This is a genomic window from Pseudomonas sp. IPO3747 (assembly GCF_013385245.1).
Lineage (GTDB): Bacteria > Pseudomonadota > Gammaproteobacteria > Pseudomonadales > Pseudomonadaceae > Aquipseudomonas > Aquipseudomonas edaphica.
Window position 1 is genome coordinate 45,907 of sequence record NZ_JACAQL010000018.1, and the last position, 17,284, is coordinate 63,190.

Here is a 17,284-nt window from a genome sequence, read left to right on the forward strand (position 1 = left end):
TTTTTTTACCGCCTTCGGGTATCGAGACACAACATGGACGTTCGCCAGTTCGCCTTCCTCGTGCGTCAGCCTTCTGCTGCCGTAAAAAGCCGTTCCCACTTTTTGGGGCTGCCTAAACGCGGGTTGGCGTTGATCCTGGCCAACGCGATGTTCTGGCACCCGTTGCTGGCCCAGGCCGACGGCATTGTGGTCAGTGCACCGGGCACAGGCCTCGCGCAGGCGGGCAATGGCGTGCCCATCGTCAATATCGCCGCACCGAATGGCAATGGCCTCTCGCACAACCAATTTCATGACTATAACGTCGGTGCCAACGGCGTCATCCTCAACAACGCCACCGACCGCACCCAGGCCACACAACTGGGTGGCATCATCGTCGGCAACCCGAACCTGCGCGGCACCGCTGCCAATATCATCCTCAACGAAGTCAACGGCGGCAGCCCCAGCCAACTGCGCGGCTACACCGAAGTGGCGGGGCAGTCGGCCCATGTGATTGTCGCCAACCCGTATGGCATCAGTTGCAACGGTTGCGGCTTTATCAACACGCCGCAAGTCACGCTGACCACCGGTAAAGCGGTGATCGAAAACGGCCAGATCAGCCGCTATCAAGTCGATCAAGGCAACGTCGCCATCGAAGGCGCGGGCCTCAACGCGACCAATGTCGACCAGTTCGAAATCATCACCCGCGCTACCACCATCAATGCGCAGATCCAGGCGAAAAAACTCACCATCGTCGCCGGGCGCAACGATGTGGACGCACGCACCTTAAACCCCACCGCACGGGCGGCAGATGGCAGCCAGGCGCCAGACCTGGCGATTGACTCGTCGGCGTTGGGCGGCATGTATGTGGGCGCGGTCAAGCTGATCGGCACCGAGGCCGGTGTGGGCGTGAAGCTGTCGGGCGATATGGTCGCCGGTGGTGATATCCAGATTGATGCTGCGGGCAATGTGGTCATGGGCACAACCACGGCAGGCACCTCTGTCGCCGTCAAAGCGGCCAGCTTGCAAGCCAAGGCGGCGGTCTACGCCGGTACTGATCTGTCGGTAAAAACCCAGGGTGCGCTCACCACGCAACAAACCCTGGCCGCCAAGGACAGCATCGCGCTGGACGCCGGCGGCCGCTTGACCAACAACGGGATCATCGAAGCAGGCGTCAACGCCGATAACAGCCGCAATGCCCAGGGCGATGTACGCTTGACCGCGCAGGCCATCGACAATACCGGCAAAACCGTGATCGCCAGCCGCGACCTCAGCGTCAACAGCGGCGAACTGGCCAACCAGGGCGGTACCTTGAGCGCCCGGCGCGACGCACAGTTGACGGCCACGCAGATCGACAACCAGAACCAGGGCCGCCTCCTCAGCGCAGGCAGTCTTGGGATCACCGCCGGGCAACTGCTCAACAGCCAAGGTGGTTTGGTCACCAGCACCGGCAACCTCACGGCGGGTATCGGGCAACTGATCAACCGCAACGGCGAGCTGTCGAGCCAGGCGCAGGTCACGCTGCAACTGAATGAACTGGATAACGTCGCCGGCCTGGTCTCGGCCGGCCAATCGCTGAGCCTGAATGCGACGGGGCTGATCAATAACCAGGGCGGGCGAATTGCATCGCGTCAGACGGCACAGGTTAATACTGGCGCCCTCGACAACAGCCAAAAGGGCTCGCTCACCAGCCAAGGCTCACTGACGTTGAGCCTCAACCAAGGTCACTGGGATAACCGCAACGGCCTGATCAACGCCGGCGGTCAATTGACCCTTAACAACCTCAACACGGTCGATAACCGCCAAGGGGAAATCTCCAGCGCGCAGTCATTCCTCCTGGCCGCCAACAGCCTCGACAGCGGCGCCGGTAAAGTGCTCAGTGACCAAGACCTGACCCTGCGTATCGCCGGTGCAATGAACAATGCGTTGGGCCTGGTTTCTGCGTCGAACCTCGACGTCAACGCCGCCAGCCTGAACAACCAGGGCGGCAAGCTCCGCGCATTTAATCAACTGACGGCGAACACCGCAGGCCTGCTGGACAACCGCGGCGGCGAGTTGCTGGCCACCGACCTGGCGTCCACCACGGGTGAATTAAACAACAACAGTGGCCGCCTGCAAGGTGATCGCTCCCTGGTGCTCAGCAGCGGCGTGGTGTCCAATCAGCGCGGTACATTGGCGGCAGGTGCAACGTTTACCCTCAATGCATCCCGCCTGGACAACAGCGCAGGCACGCTCACCAGCGACGGCGTGTTGGTCGCGGTGATTGCCGGGCAATTGCTCAACCAGACCGGTCTGTTTGCCGCCAAAGGTGATGTACGCCTCAGCCTGGGTAGCCTTGATAACCAACAGGGCAGTCTCGTCGCCCGTAACCTCACCGTGCAATCAAGCGGCCCGCTGAACAACCAGCGTGGCACCTTGCGCGGTGACGTCGCATTTAATTTGAACGCCGGCCAAGTGGATAACAGTGAGGGCGGCCGCATCAGCGCGGGCCAAATGCTGAATGCTGGTATCAGTGGTCTTGATCAGCACAACGATGGTCGATTCTTCGGCCAGGGTGACGTAAGCCTCAACCTCAATAATGGGCATTTGAATAACCAGGGCGGCACGATCAACGCCCCTGGCCAATTACTGCTGAGCAACCTCGCCAGCGTCGATAACCAAGGCGGCGAAATTTCCAGCGCCCAGGCGTTTACCCTGGCCGCCGATACCCTGAATAACCAGCACGCCAAGCTCCTCAGCGAGCAGGGTTTGGCCCTGCGTATCGCCCACGCACTGGATAACACGCAAGGCTTGATCTCGGCTAAAACGCTGGATGTACGCGCCGCCAGCCTGACTAACCAAGGCGGCACGCTCAGCGCGGGTGATGGCCTGATCGCACAGATCGACGGAGCATTGGATAACCGCAGTGGCAAGCTATTGGCGCGCACGGCGTCGGTCAACAGTGCGTCGCTGGATAACCGCGAGGGCCTGCTGCAAGGCGACGCGATGCTCTCGCTCAACAGCTCAGGCTTGATCGACAATCGCCAGGGCACGCTGTTCGCCGGGCAGGCGCTGGACATCACCGCTACGCGCTTGGACAACAGTGGCGGTAAGCTGACCAGCGACGGTCGCCTTGGCGCGTTGATCAGCGCGCACCTGCTGAACCAGGCCGGGCTGTTCAGCGCAACCGGCCCGTTGCTGGTGAGTGCGGCAAGCCTGGACAATAGTGCCAAAGGCAATATCCACAGCCAAGCGGGTGCAAACCTTGACCTGAACCACGGCCACCTGAATAACCAAGGCGGCTTGATTCACGCGCCGGGCACGCTGCTACTGAGCAACTTAAGCAGTGTCGATAACCAGGCCGGGGAAATTTCCAGCGCCCAGGCCCTGGCGTTTACCGCAGGCAGCCTCGATAACCGGGGCGGCAAATTGCTCAGCGAGCAAGGCCTTGTGGTGCGTGTTGCCGGTGCGCTGGACAACACCCAAGGCTTGGTCGCTGCCACGGGGTTGGACCTGCACGCAAACAGCCTGGTTAACGCCGAAGGCAAGCTGAACGTCCGCGATGATCTGGCACTGTCCGTCGACACTGCCCTGGACAATCACCACGGTGAAGTCATCGGTGCTACCACCACCTTGAGCAGCATGAGCCTGGATAACAGCCAGGGACTGTTGCAGGGTGACCGCTTGCTTAACGTCACTACCCGCGGCATCGCGATCAACCGTGGCGGTCGGTTTGTCAGCGGTCAGCAGGCGGCCTTGGCGATTGAGCAATTCGATAACCGTGGCGGTAGCGTAACGGCAGCCGGGCCGATGCAGGTAAGCGCCACGCAACTGGATAACCGCGAGGGTGGCTTGCTCAACGCTCGCCAGTCGCTGGTGGTGAAAGTTGATAGCCTGAATAACCAGGGCGGCGAAGTCTCCAGCCTCACCGACCTGTCGTTCAACGGCAGGCAGTTCGACAACAGCAACAAAGGTCGACTTTTAGCGAACGGCGCACTGAGCCTGAAACTGGACCAACTGAACAATCAGCAAGGCACCGTACGCAGTGACAAGAGCCTGACCCTGCAAACCGCCACACTGAACAACGACAGCGGCCGCCTCAGCGGCGGTGCGGCTTTGGATCTGACCGCCAGCGGCGTACTGACCAACCGCAGCGGCGAGCTGCTCAGCGCGATGGCGTTGACCGTGAGCAGCGCCAGCATCGACAACCGCGGCGGCAAAATGATCGGTGACGGCGCTGTGCGCATCACGACCGGCGCGTTGAATAACCAGAGTGGCGGGCGCCTGACCAGTGCTGATCGCCTGGCGCTGACGGCAGGGAACGTGGACAACCGTTTTGACGGCCACATCGCCAGTAACAAGGCACTTACCGCCAGCCTCGCGGGCCTGGACCAACGCAACGGTGGGCAGCTCTACAGCACCAGCGACGTGAGCCTGGACATGAATCACGGCGCTCTTGATAACACCGGTGGCTTGATCCATGCGCCGGGTCAGTTGCTGTTGAAAAACCTCTCCACGGTCGCCAACCAGTACGGCGAAATTTCCAGCGAGCGTGCCTTCACCCTGGCCGCACAAAGTCTGGATAACAGCAACGGCCATGTGCTCAGTGATCAGGCGCTGACCCTCAAAGTCGACCAAGCGCTGATCAACCTCAAGGGCGTCATTTCTGCGGCAGGCCTGGCTGCTCAAGCTGGGCGACTGGATAACACCCACGGCGTATTCAGCAGTTCCAAAGACCTCGCGTTAACGTTGGCGGCTGACCTGCATAACGACGACGGCGAAGTCTCCAGCGGCGGCGCCACAGTGGTCAACGCGATGACCCTGAATAACCGCAACGACGGTCATGTGATGGGCGACATCAGCCTTGACTTGACCGCCCGCGGTGCACTGTTCAACCAGGCCGGCACCTTGGGCGCCGGCCAGCGTTTGAACGTGACCGCGGCCAGCCTGGATAACAGCCAGTCCGGCAGTCTGGCGACCGATGGCAGCCTGACGGTGAAAGTCGACGGCCTGCTCGATAACCAAGCCAAAGGTGCCGTGCTCGCCAAAGGCGTGATGGACATCCAGGCTGGGAGTGTGGACAACCGCACCGGTCGCCTGTCCGGACAGAACCTGCTGACCCTGCGCAGCAATAGCCTGGATAACCGTGGCGGCGCGGTGCGCGCCAATCAGGGGCTGAACCTTCACGTCGGCCAGCTCGACAACCGTGAAGGTGTGCTTAACAGCAAGCAGGCGCTGGCACTCGACGGCCAGTCCTTGAACAACCAGAACGGCCTGACCAGCGCGATTGGCCCGGTACGCCTGGCCCTAGATACCGTTGAAAACGCCAAAGGGCGCATCGCCAGCCAGGATGATCTGGACGCCACGATTGGCGTGCTGAATCAGCAGGGCGGTCAGTTGGTCGCGAAGGGTAATCTGAGTCTCAACGCTGCCACCGTGGATAACCAGAACGGCGGTTTGCTCGCCGCGACAAAAGTGCTGAAACTCAAGGCAGGCAGCACCGACAATCGCAGCGGGGAAATCTCCAGCCAGCAGAGTGTCGATTTCAGCGGACAACGCCTGGATAACAGTGCAGGCAAGTTGTTGGCCGGCACTGCGCTTGAATTGGCGATGGCCGAGGTGATCAATCAGGCCAAAGGTTTGATCTTTGCCCAGGACGCTCGGCTTACCGGCACTGCAGTAGATAACACCGATGGCACTGTTGGCGCTCAGCGTGCTTTGGCGCTTCAACTGAAGGCAGGCCTGGACAACACAGGCGGCAAGCTCACCAGCGAAGGCTCGATGGCGCTGGCAGGCCAGCGTATTGACAACACCAGCGGCAAAATTTCCAGCGCAGGACCGTTGACCCTTGTGAGTGCAGCGGCGCTAATCAACCAAGGCGGCACCGTCGAAAGCGCCCAAAACCTCACACTGACCAGTGCCAGCCTGGATAACACCAACGGCCTGCTCAAAAGCCAAGGCCTGGCAACCGTTAACACCGGACAGTTCACCAACGGCATCGACGGCCGTGTGATCAGCGCCGACAAGCTCGACCTCAGCGCCACCCAGCTCACCAACAGCGGGCATATCGCCAGCGTCGGCGCAATGAATGCCAGCGTCACCGGCCTGACGCAATTGGACGGCGCCGAACTGGTCAGCACCACACAACTCAACCTTGACCTGCACCACGGCGCACTGGTCAACGCGGGTGTGATCAACGCACCGCTGCTGACACTGAACAACCTCGCCAATATCAACAACCGCGACGGCGAAATCTCCAGCCAGAACGCTTTTACCTTGGTCGCAAAAAACCTGGATAACAGCAACGGTAAACTGATCAGCAACCAGGCACTGACCCTGCGTGTCGACCAACTGCTGGCCAACCTCAAAGGCCATCTCAACGCCGCCAGCCTGGATGTGCGCAGCACTCGCCTGGACAATACCGAAGGCGTGCTCAGCGGGCGTGGCGATGTCACCCTCAGCGCCAGCCAATTGTTCGATAACCAACGCGGCAGCGTGATCGCCGACGGTGCCTTGTTGCTGACCAGCGCAACGCTGGACAACCGCAATGGCGAGATCGCGGGCAAGGCGCTTGCGACGATCAGCGCCAGCAACCTCGATAACCAAAACGGCAAACTGATCAGCACCGACGAGCTCAACCTGCGCGGCGCAAACCTTGATAACCGCAACGGTCTGGTAGGTGCCACAAAAGCGCTGAAACTCGACGTGCAGACGCTCGACAACCGCACCGGCGAATTGACCGGCAACGCCGACGTCAGCGTCACCGGTCAGCAGCTCAACAACAGCGACAAAGGTGTGGTGTTCGCAGGCGGTACGTTAAGCCTTGCAGTCGATCAGGTCATCAACCGCACCCTCGGCGAACTCAACGGCGAGCGCCTGACGCTGACCGGCTCCATGCTGGACAACAACGGCGGCAAGCTGCTCAGCCAGCAATCGCTGAAGCTGGATCTCGCCGGTGATTTCGATAACAGCCAGGGTGTACTTAGCAGCGAAGACGCATTGGCCGTCAAAGCCCGCAGCCTGAATAACAGCAAAGGCAGCCTGTCCAGCGCCAATGGTTTGAGCGTCGCCGTCACCGACAGCCTCAATAACAGCGAAGGCAAACTGGTCACCGACGGCGGCCTGACACTGCAAAGCGCCAATCTTGGCAACCAGCAAGGCATCATCAGCGGCAAAGGCCCGGTCACGGTCAGCACGGGCGAGCTGAACAACCAAACCGGCCGCCTCAACAGCGGCGACACCCTGGCCCTGACCACCGCACAGTTGACCAACGGCGGCAGCATCGGCAGCGCCAAGACGCTGACCGCCAGCGTCACCGGGCTGGATCAGCAGGGCGGTAAGCTGTTCAGCAACGCTGGCTTGAGTCTCGACCTGAACAACGGCCAACTGAAGAACCAAGGCGGATTGATCAACGCTATTGGCCCGCTGACGCTTAACAACCTCAACAGCATCAATAATCAGAACGGTGAAATCTCCAGCGCCCAAGCCTTTACCTTGGCCGCGCAAAGTCTGGATAACAGCAACGGCAAGCTGCTGAGTAATCAGGGCCTGACCCTGCGCGTCAATCAAGCCCTGGCCAACCTCAAAGGCCTGATCGGCGCCGCCAGCCTCGACGCTCACGCAGGCTCCGTCGACAACCGAGGCGGCACTTTGAATAGCCGCAGCGACTTGCAACTGACCAGTGATGGCCTGCTGAACAACCAGGACCAAGGCTTGATCAGTGCCAAGCAAACCCTGAATCTCAACGCCGCCGGCCTCGACACCGGCAACGGCGGTGAGGTCTCGGCCAAAGGTGTGTTGACCGCGAACCTCAACGCTCTGGCCCTGGCGGGCGGTCGCGTTGTGGGTGAGCAGGGAATGACCCTGGACCTCAACAACAGTGATTTGGACAACCGCAACGGTCTGCTGCTGACTAACGGCCCGCTGACCCTGAAAAACCTGGGCGACCTTAATAACCAGGGCGGTGAAATCTCCAGCCTGCAAAGCTTCGCTTTGACGGCGCGCAACCTGGACAACCGCGCCGGCAAGCTGATCAGCAGCCAAGTGCTGACTGTCAACGCGGACACCATGAACAACACCGCCAGAGGCCTGCTGTCCGGCTGGCAAGGCCTGAACGTCAGTGGTGGCAACCTCGACAACCGTAACAACGGCACGCTCTCCAGCCGCAGCGGTGCAATCGATGTGCGCCTGAGCGGCGCGTTGCAAAACAACAACGAAGGCGCGCTGGTTAGCCAGGGCCGCTTGGGCGTCAGTGCCGCCAGCCTGGATAACAGTGGCAAAGGCGTACTTTCCAGTGGCGATGGGCAAACGCTTATCGTGACCGGTGCGCTGACCAACGCCGACGGCGGTTTGATCGAAAGCGGCACCACGCTGGATCTGCAGGCGGTAACACTGACCAACCAAAGCACGATCAACGCCCAACAAGCGATGACCGTCACCGGCACCGACCTGAACAACAACAGCGGCACGTTGGCCACCAACGGTCGCCTGACCCTCAACCTGCTCGGCACCCTCAACAACAGCGGCGGCAGCATTGCCAGTTCCGGCCCACTGCTGCTGCAGCGGGCGATGCAGGTCAACAACGACGCCAAGGGCAGAATCATCAGCCAAAGCCTGCTGACGCTGTTCGCCGGTAGCCTGAACAACAGTGGCGGCGGCACCCTTGCCAGTAAGGATCGTGTCGCGATCACCAGCACCGGCATCGTGCAAAATACTAACGACGGCCTGATCTATAGCCAGGACGCCGACGTGCAATTGAACGCAGTGGGATTGAATAACGCCAAGGGCAAGGTGCAGGGCCAGACCGGCCTGAGCCTGGGCGTCAGCGGTGACCTCAATAACCAGGGTGGCACACTCCAGGCCCATAGCCTGAACCTGACTGCCAACCGCCTCGACAACCAGAACGGCTTCATCGCTGCGCAGACCGGCGATGCAGTGGTCAATGCCAACTACTTCGCCAATGCCAACGGCGGGGTGTATGCCACCGGCTTGATGCGAGTCAGTGGTGCACAGCTGGACAACAGCGCCGGGCAAATTGCAGGTCGCGCGGTTGAGCTGAGCGCTGGTGGCGCGTTGATCAACCGCAGCGGTGTGATTGAAAGCGATAGCTCCCTGAGCGTGACAGGCGCCAGTGTCGACAACCAAGGCGGGCAACTGCGCGCGCTGGGCCGTAGCGGCAAAACCAATTTCCAGCTCGGCGGTGCGTTCGATAACCGCAATGGACGACTGGAAACCTCCAACGCTGACCTGACCCTGAATGCCGGCAGCTTCCTGAACCAGGGCGGCAGTCTGCTGCACGGCGGCACCGGCACTTTTGATATCGCCACCGCCAACCTGATCAATGCCGGCGGCAACCTGGTGACCCGTGGTGGCCTGACCCTGGCCGCAGACAGCTGGACCAACAGCAGCGTGATCCAGGCCGGGCGCCTGACGGTCAACGTCAATACCTTGAACCAGACCGCCAGTGGCCAGTTACTCGCCTCCGACAGCCTGACGGGCAACGGCGGCAACTGGAATAACGATGGCCTGATCGCCAGCGACGGCACGGCCAACCTGACGCTGGCCGGCAGTTATGGCGGCAATGGGCGCTACAGCAGCCTGGGCAACCTGGGCTTGAGTGCCGCGCAGATAACCGTGAATGAAGCCGCCAGTGTGGCAGGCGGCGCTTCCCAACTGACCACCGGGGGCCAACTGCTCAACCGGGGGCGTTTGACCTCCAGCAGCGACCTGCGCATCAACGCCGGCAGCATCGTTAACACCGGCACGTTGGGGGCTTCACAGAACCTGGTACTGACCGCACAAAGCCTGCTCAACGACCACGCCGCCAGCGGCATCGGGGCACGTGGCTTCCTGTTCAGCGGCCAGGACTCGACCTTCAACCTCGGCAGCCTGACCAACAACTATTCGGATATCTACAGCCTGGGCAACCTTACGGTGGCCGGTGTAGCCGCTGGCACTCTGGCGCAGAGTGTGCGTAACGTTTCTGCCAGCATCGAGAGTGTGGGCGACCTCAGACTGTCGGCCAATGACGTGGTCAACGAGCGCGAGAAATTCACCCTCAACCAGCAGCTGACCTCGGTGGGCGTGAGCATCCGTTGCACCCAGCATTGCAGCGGCGGTTGGAGCGACCGGCGCCCGGCGGTGTCCCTGAGCCGCACGGTTGAGAGTGTGATCGAAGCGAACTCGCCTTCCGCCACGATCAGTTCGGGGCGCAACATGGTGATTACCGGTCAGAACTTCACCAACCGCTATAGCGTGGTGTCGGCTGCTAACGATCTGTCGATCAGCGGCGAGAACATTCTGAACCTGGCGGCCACCGGTGGTTCCGGCTCCCAGAGCCAGGAGTACGGCGGCATTACCAAAATCTCCAAAGGCCAATACAACCAGATGGTCGCCGCGGTGCAGGCCTATAACCGTGCGCACCCGCAGGGTTCGCCGGTGGATGAGGCGGCGTTTGCGGCCTTGATGACGCGGTTCAGCCCGTCGCTGTTTCCCGGCATCAACCAGCCCATCGCGGTACAAGGCGGCACCCAGGTGGTGGCCCCGGCGATTATTCAGGCCGGTGGCAACGCTGCGCTCACCGCCAGTAAAAGCATCAACAACATCAACGTGATCAAGACCGCGCTGGCGGTTGATGGCCGTTCGCTGGACACCGGCGTAGGCGCCAACAAAACCCGGGTGGTAGTGCTCAATGCACAATTGCCGCCCGACCTTGCCCAACAGCAGGTCAACCCCTTGACCCTGCCGGGCTTCGGTTTGCCCAGCGGGCAGAACGGATTGTTTCGTTTAAGTGGCCAAAGTGGCACTACGGGGCAGGCAGGTGCTGGTAATCAGGATTGGACGCTGGGCAGCGCCAGCCTGGACCCAAGCCAACGCCAACAAGCCCTGCCTGGCGCCCACGAACGTGTGATTCAGGTGGGTGGCGCGGCGCAAGTGACCACCAACACGCGCCAAGTTGCCGTGGCTGCTCGTGAAGCCGGTGTCGTCAACGCGGTTGCCAGTGCCATTGATACCGGCGCCGTGGGCAGCGCCGATGTGCAGCCCCTGCCACCGGGTCGCACCAGTGGCGTAGACATCACCCGCGTCGATGGCATTGACGCCCGCAATCCTACGGGTGTCCCCCAGCCTGCGGTCGATGGTTCGCGGCCGGGCATCGACCTGCCTGCCGTAACGCCAGGCGATAGGGTTGTGCATACGTCATCTGACGGGGCTCTCCCTGATCTGCGTGTGCCGGGCTTGTCGACCGTTGCGCGCAGTGCAGACGTTGCTGCGATCGCACCGCCGGATACCCAACTGCCGGGCCTTACCCCGGCGGCCCACGACGTACCCGTTGTCGGTAACGTACAGCCACCGCAGGTCAGCCAACCCACGGCATTGGCCAGCCAAACCATCAGCCGCGTCCAGGGGCTGCCGGAAAGTCGTGCCGTATCGCAACCGCACAAATACCTGATCGAAACCAACCCGGTACTCACCGACCTCAAGCAATTCATGAGCTCGGACTACCTGCTGCAAGGCGTGGGCTACAACCCGGACGAAAGCTGGAAGCGCCTGGGCGATGGCCTCTACGAACAGCGCTTGATTCAGCAGGCCGTGCAAGCACGCACCGGCCAACGCTTTATCGACGGCCAGACCACCGACGAAAAACTGTTCAAGTACCTGATGGACAACGCCATCAGCAGCAAGCAGCAACTGAACCTGTCGATGGGCGTCAGCCTCACCTCGCAACAGGTCGCGGCGTTGACGCATGACATCGTGTGGCTGGAAGAGCACGAAGTGAACGGTGAGAAAGTCCTGGTGCCGGTGCTGTATCTGGCCCAGGCCAACAACCGTCTTGCACCCACCGGAGCCTTGATCGCGGGTAACGACCTGAACCTGATTGCCGGTGAAAACCTGGTTAACGCCGGCACCCTGCGGGCCACCAACAACTTGTCGGCCAAGGCCGCCAATGACTTGACCAACAGCGGGTTGATCGAAGCGGGCAACCGCCTGGACCTGCTGGCGGGCAACAATATCGTCAACAAAGCCGGAGGCATCATCAAAGGGCGTGATGTGACGTTGACCGCCATTAATGGCGATGTGATCAACGAACGCAGCGTGACCGGTTGGGATGACAAAGGGGCAGGGTACTCGCAGCATCGCGATTATGTGGATAGCGCTGCGCGGGTTGAGGCGGCGAATGATCTGAGTATCAAGGCGGGGCAAAAAGTAACCAGCGCAGGCAGTGGTTTGCAAAGCGGTCGTGACATGACGATCGTCGCCGGGCGCGATGTGAGCTTCGTGTCCGCCGAAGAGCAAAACGCGATGGACATGGGCAAGCGTCTGCAAACGAGCAGCGCCACGCAACATGGCTCAAGCGTTGAGGCGGGGCGCGATATCAACGTGAAGGCGGGCCGGGATATCACGGCGATTGCCAGCCAAATCGATGCGAAACGCGATATCAGCATGAGTGCAGGCGCTGATTTGATTCTGGCTTCGGCGGCGGATGAGGAACATTCCTCTAGAAAGAGCAAAAAGGAGAAGCGTCAGGAAGATCATGTGAGCCAGGTGTCGACCACGCTGAATGCGGGTGGGGATGTAACGCTTGGTGCGGGTAAGGACCTGCTAATGACCGCCAGCCGCATTAGTGCGGGGGATGAGGCTTATCTGGTCGCGGGCGGCAACCTGGGCTTGCTGTCGGCTGAAGACAGCGATTATTCGCTGTATGACATGAAGAAGAAGGGGAGTTGGGGCTCTAAGAAAACCCAGCGTGACGAAGTGACTAAAGTCACCAACATCGGCAGTGAAATAAAAACCGGTGGCGACCTTACGATTCAAAGCCAGGGTGACCAGAAGTACCAGGCGGCGAAGTTGGAAAGTGGCAATGATCTGACCATTGCCAGTGGCGGTAGTGTGACGTTCGAAGGTGTGAAGGACCTTCATCAGGAAAGCCACGAGAAGTCCAATAACAACGCTTTTTGGGTGTCATCCAAAGGCAAAGGCAATACCGACGAAACCGTGCGTCAAACGCAAATGGCCGCTGCAGGCGCTATTGCGATCAAAGCGGTGGATGGTTTGAAAATTGATGTGACGCAGGTCAATCAGCAAACCGTTAGTCAGTCCATTGATGCAATGGTCAAAGCTGACCCGCAATTGGCATGGATAAAGGAAGCGGAAAAGCGTGGCGATGTAGATTGGCATCAAGTCAAGGAGATCCACGACAGCTTCAAATACAGCAATTCCGGGCTTGGTCCTGCGTCGCAGATCATTATCGCGATCGTGATGGCTGCGGTCGTAGGGCCGATGGCTGCGGCTGCGGCGGGTGGTGGTGCTACGGGAGCGGCGGTGGGTGCGGTTGCTTCAAGTGCAGCGACTAATGCAAGCGTCAGCGTTATCAATAACCGGGGCAATCTTGGGGCGGTGTTCAAGGACGTCACCTCGTCGGATGCAATGAAGGGCTACGTGATATCGGGTGTAACGGCAGGCCTGACGGCGGGTCTTTTCGATGGTTGGACAGGCACGCAGACCAATCCAGGCACGGGAGCTGTTATCACTTCGCCAGCCCTCAACACCTGGACCGGCGTTGGGCAGTTTGCGGCGAACCAAGCCTTGCAGAACGGCACGTCGACGCTGCTGAGCAAAGCGCTCGGGCAAGGTGGTGACTTTGGTGATGCACTCAAAGGCGCTTTGTTCAACACGTTGGCAGCGGCAAGCTTCAATGCTGTGGGGGATTACACCAAGGGCAAACTGACTGATGGCTACCCGCCGAAGATATTGGTGCATGCGATGGTCGGTGGGTTACTTGCCCAGGCCACCGGTGGAGACTTCAAGACCGGCGCGCTGGCGGCGGGTATTAACGAAGCGGCTGTAGTTCACTTGGATTCGTTGGTTAGCGGTGATAAGAATCTGCTAGCTATGAGTTCTCAAATAGTCGGTGTTCTGGCGGCAGCTTCGCAAAAAGATGCTGATGCGAAGTCCATCGAGAAAGGTGGATGGATTGCGAAAAATGCTACCCTCTACAATCGTTCTGCACATAAAGATGAAATTGACGCTATACAGCAAGAGACTGAAAAAGGAGATTTCAAAAAAGAAAATCTCGAAAAAGCGACCTGTTTTCTGACGAAATGCTGGGCGGAGTTTGAACGAGGCGGCGAAGAGTACCGTAATAAATACCTTACGGAGTCAGATATGGCTGGACTCAGTAATGAACTTACGTGGGCGCAAGTGCAGCAAGAAAAAGGGCTGTTTAACTATAGTTTTTTTGATCGTCTGGCTGACGGAACAACGTCCGATGTAATCCCAGTCGGAAAAAGTGCAGTCACAGCGGGGTTGGGTGGCATGACCGTGAGTGCAGGCGTTACGCTATGCGCCACTGCTGCGGGCTGCTTCGTGGGCGCTCCCATGAGTGCGTTTGGAGCAGGTAATGTCTTGGAAGGAACCACGGGGATGTACAACCATTTCTGGGGGGATGAGCCTAAGAGCTACAACCCTGTTAAGTCGGCGTTTGACTTGATTCCAGGTGGCTATGGTCCATTGGTCTACCAAGGGGCGGATACGTTACTTTCCGCCGGTGCTGGCTTTGGGAAAGTCCCTCTCGTGATGGGGGCTTCGGATGGGTTGAGGAAGGGTTCGATCTTCGGGGTTTTGGTTCCGAAGATGGATAATAATTTTATCATTCCGCTGTTAGGTACGAAAACGCCATTTGGTACTGCGCTGGGTGTGTATGTCGGCGGAGTGGGTTATAAGGGCTACGGCTTTTACGAGGAGGCTAAGGGTGACGGTAAGTAAGTTGATGTCTTCGGCGATAATGGCGGCGGGCATTTTAGTCGTAATGCTTTCCATAGGCTGCCTGCTGGCATTGTTGCCAGTCCTGTTTATTTCCGCAGGGTTTGAGGTGGAATTTGATGTGGTATTTGTATGGTTGGGAATGCCATTTTCGATTTTGTTTGCGTTGAGTTGGTTTTATAAGTATGCAGACTTCGCAAAATCAATCATCTTTAGGCGCTAGTCAGGCGTGCCTGTGAGCACGGCTTGGATAACAAGACGGCCCGCAGAAGTGGTTGGAGAGTAGGTGTGAGCGAATCTGATTTTAGAAATATAAAGAGACAGCTGATTCGATACCTTTCAAGCGGACTTGACGAAAAGGCTGTTGACTATTTCAAGGAGTGTTCGCACTCACTGTCGGAGTCAACATTCGCTGAGTGTTTGGGCGATATTTGTTTCTATCAGCGTGACTTCGCCCAAGCCATAAAACATTATGAAGTGGCTACCCAATTGGCCCCCGGCCAGGTCATCGCGCGCTATCTTTTCCTGGCGGGTGTATCCAATGAGCGGGCGTCTAATTATGTCGACGCATTTAAGTATTATCAGGCCGCCATTGAAGCTGAACCGTCATTTGTCGATACGTATCTTGAGCTCGGTGCAATGTTGGTGAAGTTGGGGGATCTTGAAGGCGCCTTGCAGTGCTATGAAGATGCTATTGAAATAGAACCTGCAGACTTGGCGAGTCATGAAAGTCTGGTGTCGATTTTGGCTGAGCTTCACAGCCGCACTCCGGAAAAATATGCTGATAAGTACGCAGCGTCCAAAGCGACAGTTGAAAAGATGAGGCGTTCCGGAAGGTCGACACCGTCGAATCGTCATGCCGCATGGTAAGTAAATCCAAAACAAGCCAAGCCGAGGTTCCCTGGTTCGAGCCCAGGTCGTGGAACCAGATAGAGAAAAGCCTGCAGAGATGCAGGTTTATTTTGTCTGAAATTTGGCTGATCGTCGCAACTTATCCCTCTATACAAGCCATCCCCTCACCCTTAAGATGAGAAGCATTATCATTAGTGCGGATCTGAAATGCAGCACGACAGCACCCCCTCGCCCGTCGCCCAGCTGTACGCCAATCACCACAGCTGGCTCCGAGGCTGGTTGCATCGACGGCTGGGGCATACGGCCGATGCCGAAGACCTCGCACATGACACCTTTATCCGCGTGCTGCGCTCCCAAGAGGACGTGCGTGAATTACGCCAGCCCATGGCATTTCTGGCCACCATCGCCAACGGCTTGCTGATCAACCGTTGGCGTCGCCAAGCCATCGAGCGGGCTTATCTGGAAGCGCTGGCGGCGCGGTCGGTGGCCGAGGAGCCTTCGCCGGAAGAGCGGCATCTGATGATCGAAACGCTGTTGCAGCTGGATTCGCTGCTGGTCGGTTTGTCGGGGCGGGTGCGGCAGATTTTCTTCTTGTCGCAGCTCGATGGCCTGACCTATCCGCAGATCGCCAAACAATTAAGCCTGACGGTGGCCGAGGTGCAGCGCGCCATGGGTAAGGCATTCAGTGTCTGCTATGCGAGCCGGTTTGAATGAGCAGTGTGGCGGTTGACCCGCAAGTGCGCGACAGTGCCATCGAGTGGCTGGTGCGCTTACAGTCCGGCTTGATGAATGCCGCCGACCATCAGGCTTTGCAGCAATGGCGCCAGGCCAACCCCGCGCATGAGTACGCCTGGCAGCGGGTCAGCAGCTTGCCGCTGTTGTTGCAACCAGGCGCCAATGTGTTGGCCGACGTCACGGCACGCCAGGCATTGCAGGCGGCCGGGACCGATCCTCAGCGCCGTCGTCAGGTGCTCAAGTGCCTGTTGGCGCTGGGGCTGCTCGGCGGCGTTGCCTGGCAAGGTGCGGACTCCACGCGGGTACGCGCGGCGCTGGCGAGTTATCGCACCCGCACCGGCGAGCGCCGACACTGGACCCTGGCGGACGGCAGTTCGCTGTGGCTGAACACCGCCAGTGCGGTCAACCTGGACGTGAGCGTAGGCCAACGCAGTGTGCAGTTGGTCGAGGGCGAGCTGGCACTCGATACGCCAGCGGGGTCTGCCTCGTTACAACTGCAAACCCCGAACGCGCTGCTTTATAGCCAGGGTGCCAACCTGTTGGTGCGCCATGATCATCAGAGCACGCAGGTGACTGTTTTGCGCGGGCGGGTGCAAGTGAGTGCGCGGCATCAGCCGACGCCCGTGCCGTTGCAGGCTGGCTGGCAGATAAACGTTGACGACTACGCAATCGGGCGCCCAAGCCCGGTTGACTTGTTGCTGGCCCAGGCCTGGATGCACGGCATCCTGCCTGCCGAACGCATGCGCCTGGATCAATTGATCGCCGAACTCTCGCGCTATCGTCCAGGCTTGCTGCGTTGCAGTGAAGCGGTGGCGGCGCTGCGCATCACCGGCAGTTTCCAGTTGGACGACACCGATGCCGCGCTGGCCCTGGTGGCCAAAACCTTGCCGGTGCGCATCGAGCGAAGAAACCGTTATTGGGTGACGGTGGTGCCCGCGTAAAGTTTTTTTTCGCCGACGCGATAGTTTTTTCGATCTGGCTT

General features: G+C 59.5%; 5 protein-coding genes. All 5 read left to right on the plus strand.

Annotation, left to right across the window (positions count from 1 at the left end):
- The first annotated feature begins 33 nt into the window (after positions 1-33).
- Positions 34-14,718 (plus strand): filamentous hemagglutinin N-terminal domain-containing protein, encoded by a 14,685-nt coding sequence (locus HX790_RS20650; protein WP_176992032.1) that lies wholly within the window; start codon positions 34-36, stop codon positions 14,716-14,718.
- Positions 14,705-14,938, plus strand: a complete 234-nt coding sequence (locus HX790_RS20655; protein WP_099548941.1) for a hypothetical protein — start codon at positions 14,705-14,707, stop codon at positions 14,936-14,938. The genes HX790_RS20650 and HX790_RS20655 overlap by 14 nt, the downstream gene beginning before the upstream one ends.
- A 65-nt stretch (positions 14,939-15,003) precedes the next feature.
- The gene (locus HX790_RS20660; RefSeq protein WP_176992033.1) at positions 15,004-15,585 is read left to right on the plus strand and encodes a tetratricopeptide repeat protein; all 582 of its coding nucleotides are present in this window, start codon (positions 15,004-15,006) and stop codon (positions 15,583-15,585) included.
- A 189-nt stretch (positions 15,586-15,774) separates the two neighbouring features.
- Positions 15,775-16,281 (plus strand): sigma-70 family RNA polymerase sigma factor, encoded by a 507-nt coding sequence (locus HX790_RS20665; RefSeq protein ID WP_176992034.1) that lies wholly within the window; start codon positions 15,775-15,777, stop codon positions 16,279-16,281.
- On the plus strand, positions 16,278-17,243 hold the full coding sequence (locus tag HX790_RS20670) for a FecR domain-containing protein (protein WP_176992035.1): 966 nt from the start codon (positions 16,278-16,280) through the stop codon (positions 17,241-17,243). Before HX790_RS20665 ends, HX790_RS20670 begins: the two co-directional genes overlap by 4 nt.
- Positions 17,244-17,284 lie beyond the last annotated feature (41 nt).